The sequence below is a fragment of the Caballeronia sp. genome (genome assembly GCF_028292365.1).
In the GTDB taxonomy this organism is placed as follows: domain Bacteria; phylum Pseudomonadota; class Gammaproteobacteria; order Burkholderiales; family Burkholderiaceae; genus Caballeronia.
Genome location: NZ_JAQGMM010000489.1, coordinates 1 through 3,675, shown reverse-complemented (window position 1 = coordinate 3,675; position 3,675 = coordinate 1). Strand labels below are relative to the sequence as shown.

General features: G+C 62.8%; 4 protein-coding genes and 1 pseudogene. All 5 read left to right on the top strand.

The genetic code is table 11. The annotated features are described in order from the left end of the window. Positions 1-620, top strand: a 620-nt coding sequence (locus JWR14_RS28420; protein WP_299715611.1) for an ATPase, T2SS/T4P/T4SS family, incomplete at its 5' end; no start/stop codon positions are given. Beyond that, entirely contained in the window at positions 617-1,834 is a 1,218-nt protein-coding gene (locus JWR14_RS28415) for a type II secretion system F family protein (RefSeq protein ID WP_299715608.1), read from the top strand. The genes JWR14_RS28420 and JWR14_RS28415, both read left to right, overlap by 4 nt. Before the next feature lie 39 nt (positions 1,835-1,873). Beyond that, a complete protein-coding gene (locus tag JWR14_RS28410; RefSeq protein ID WP_299715605.1) occupies positions 1,874-2,785 on the top strand; it encodes an A24 family peptidase in 912 nt (303 codons plus the stop codon). A gap of 25 nt (positions 2,786-2,810) precedes the next feature. Then, positions 2,811-3,434, top strand: coding sequence for a dephospho-CoA kinase (gene coaE / locus JWR14_RS28405; RefSeq protein ID WP_299715602.1), 624 nt, complete (start codon positions 2,811-2,813; stop codon positions 3,432-3,434). Positions 3,435-3,590: 156 nt separating this feature from the next. After that, positions 3,591-3,675, top strand: a pseudogene (locus tag JWR14_RS28400) (cell division protein ZapD); the annotation flags it as partial.

The window sequence follows — 3,675 nt, the reverse complement described above, 5'->3', positions numbered from 1 at the left end:
GTTCCGTCGAAGATCCCGCCGAAATCCAGCTTGCTGGTATCAACCAGGTCAGTGTCCGCGACAAAGCGGGCCTCACTTTCGCGGTCGCGCTGCGCGCGTTCATGCGACAAGACCCGGACGTGATCATGGTCGGCGAAATTCGCGATGCCGAAACCGCCGACGTTGCCGTGAAGGCTGCGCAAACAGGCCATCTCGTGCTGTCCACGCTGCATACCAACGACGCACCCGCCGCCATCGCCCGATTGATCGATATTGGCATTGCGCCGTACAAGCTGGCGTCGGCGCTGAGGCTTGTTACAGCACAACGGCTGGTGCGGCGGCTCTGCGACGCTTGTCGCTTGCCTTTAGACCTGGAGGTCGAGCCGGGCTTCAAACCGTTCGAGCCCCGTGGGTGTGCCGCGTGCCATGGCATTGGTTATCGCGGCCGAGTGGGCGTGCATCAACTAATGCCCGTCTCTGACACGTTGCGCGAACTGATCGTCGCACGCACCGCTACGCACGCCATCACGCGTCAGGCGCAAACCGAGGGCATGCCAAGCTTGCGCGACGCTGCCTTCACACGCGTACGCGAAGGCATCACGAGCGTAGCGGAAGCCACCAACGCCACGGAGCTCACGTGAACTCCAACGCGAGCCCACACTCCTTCGACACGCGCTTTGGCTGGCGAGGCGTTGACACAAACGGCGCGTCCAAACGCGGCAAGACGATCGCCGCAGATTCAGCCCGCGCGCGCGCCGCACTAAAACGCGGTGGTGTCACGGTGCTGGAACTCACCGCGCTCGGCGTGGCGCCGCCTCCCAAAGCCCGGGCTGCCGACGTCACGCTGTTCACGCGGCAACTCGCCGGCTTGCTACGCGCCGGCTTGCCGCTTGCGCCGTCACTGGAGCTCATCGCCGATACCCCTTCGCGCGGCGGCCTGCCGCGCATTGTCGAATCGGTCGCGCGAGATATCACGCAGGGCGTTGCATTCTCGGAAGCGCTCGCGCGTCATCCCGCCTGTTTCAACGCGCTGTATTGCCAGTTGGTTGCCGTTGGCGAAGTGGCCGGCGCGTTACCGGTCGTGCTCGCGCGGCTCGCCGAAGACCGCGAACGAGCAGGCGCACAACGCGCGAAACTGCGTGCAGCGCTGACCTATCCGGTCGTGGTGCTGTTGTTGTCACTTGCCATTACCGCAGGATTGCTGATTGGCGTGGTGCCGACCTTCAAGACTATCTTCGATGGTTTCGGCGCCAAGTTGCCGGCACCCACTTTGTTCGTGCTCGCGTTATCGGATGGCGTCGCGCGCTGGTGCGGGCCGTTCGCGCTCTTTTGCGTGGTATCCGGCATCGCGTTCAAGCGGCTTCTACGACGGGTCCCCGCAGCGAGAAGCGCGTTCGACCGCGCCATGCTGAAGCTGCCGCTCGCCGGATCCCTCCTGCGCGCGTTGGCCGTGGCACGCTGGAGCCGCGCGCTCGGCACGTTACTGGCGGCGGGCACGCCGTTATCGGATGCGTTCGACTCCTTGGCAAGCGCCACGGGCAACCGTATCTTCGATACCGCCACCGTCGAGATCGCCCGGCGCCTTCGGCATGGCGAGCGGCTCGCCGCCGCCATGCGTGCGGTCGGATGCTTTCCGCCGGATGTGGTGCAGCCTATCGCCGTGGCCGAGGAATCCGGCTCGCTCGACGCGATGCTGCTCGACCTCGCTACACTGGGCGACCGTCAGGTGGACGAACAGACCAGCGCATTCGCGAGCCTGTGCGAGCCGGTTGTGATCGTGGTGCTCGGCGCATTGGTGGGCGGTCTGGTCGTCGCCATGTATCTTCCGATCGTTCAACTCGGGAATGTGGTGTAGGTGGTGTAGGATCGCAGCCGAATTCAACCCAGGACAGCCATGCAGCCTTTGTATCAGGCGGAGTTTTCAGGCCGCTATCTCGACGCTTACGGTTCCGCGTTCGGCGCTTTGCCGCTCGCGGCGCAGTATGGTTTCGCGATCGTCTTGGGGCTGGTAATCGGCAGCTTTCTGACGGTCGTCGTGCACCGCCTGCCGATCATGCTGGAACGCGCGTGGAAGGCGGAGAACGCTATCAATAGCGAGGACGACGCGCATAAAGACGCGCCGCCCTCCCGCTACAACCTCGCCGTGCCCCGCAGCGCATGCCCGCATTGCGGCCATGTATTGCGTGCGTGGGAGAATATTCCGGTCGTGAGTTATGTGCTGCTGCGCGGCCGTTGCGCAAAATGCAAAGCACGCGTCAGTGCACGTTATCCGCTGACCGAGCTCGCGGCCGGGCTGTTTGCCGCACTATCGCTGTTTGCGTTCGGGCCCACGCAGATCGCGCTCGCCGCGTTCGGTTTATGCGCAACGCTGCTGGCCGCGAGCCTGATCGACTTCGATACACGCTATCTGCCTGACATGCTGACCTTACCGCTGCTGTGGGCTGGCCTGATCGTCAATCTCGGCGACACCGCGTTTGTCCCGCTGCACGAAGCGGTTATCGGCGCAATCGCGGGTTATCTGTTTCTCTGGTGCGTGTATTGGCTATTCAGGCTGGTACGCGGCGTGGAAGGCATGGGTTACGGCGACTTCAAGCTGCTCGGCGCCCTTGGAGCGTGGCTAGGCTGGCAAGCGCTGCCGCAGGTGGTGCTGATGTCGGCGGTAGCGGGCGCGATCTTCGGACTGGCGGCAACGGGTATTGGCAGGATGCGGTTTGAAGAACCGCTGCCGTTCGGCCCGTTTCTCGCGGCAGGCGGCGTCATTACGTTATTTTTTGGCACGCCGCTTTACGCAGTGTTCGGCGGATAAAACGAAACGAAAAAGGAGTTGAACGATGTTCAGCATCGGCTTGACCGGCGGGATCGGCAGCGGCAAGACCACGGTGGCGGACATGTTCGCCGCGCGGGGCGTACCGGTCATCGATACGGACCTGATCGCGCACCAGATCACCGCACCGGGCGGTGTCGCAATGCCGTTGATCGAAAGCGCGTTCGGCCCTGAATACGTCGCTGCCGACGGTTCGCTGGATCGAGCAAAAATGCGCATCCGCGTTTTCTCCGATAACGCCGCCAAAGCTCAACTCGAATCGATCACGCATCCACTGATCCGCGCCGAAAGCGAGCGTCAACGCAATGCAGCGCAAGGGTCTTATCACATCGTCGTGGTGCCGTTGCTGATTGAAGCGGGCGAACGCGCGAGCAAGGTGCAGCGGATTCTCGTGGTCGACTGCCCGGTGGACACGCAAATCGAGCGTGTGATCCGGCGCAATGGCTTCACACGCGATCAGGTGCTCGCCATCATCGCGCGTCAGGCCACGCGTGAAGCGCGCCTTGCGGCCGCTGACGACGTCGTCGTCAATGACTCAGCCGCCACCCTGGAAACCCTGCAGCGCGAGGTAGACGCCTTGGACGCGCGCTACGTGGCAATAGCGTCCGGCAGGAGCAAACCGCGTACCTAGCAAGTGCATGCATCGCGTTCGAACTCATCACCAACGCCGCTGAAAATGCGCGCCAAATGTGATTAAACGTGCGGATTTGCCGTGAGTTTGATGCGGCATTAGAATGTCCTCACTTTCTGCCATCGAACCTTTCGACCAACGCCGAGGCGAGCGCGCTTGATCCTTTACGAGTATCCCTTCAACGAGCGAATCAGAACGCTGCTGCGTCTCGAAGATCTTTTCGAGCGCTTCACCTTCTTTC

Excerpts from the sequence above, each read along its gene's own strand:
- JWR14_RS28410 (WP_299715605.1), top strand. The coding sequence starts at position 1,874 with ATGCAGCCTTTGTATCAGGCGGAGTTTTCAGGCCGCTATCTCGACGCT.
- coaE (WP_299715602.1), top strand. The coding sequence starts at position 2,811 with ATGTTCAGCATCGGCTTGACCGGCGGGATCGGCAGCGGCAAGACCACG.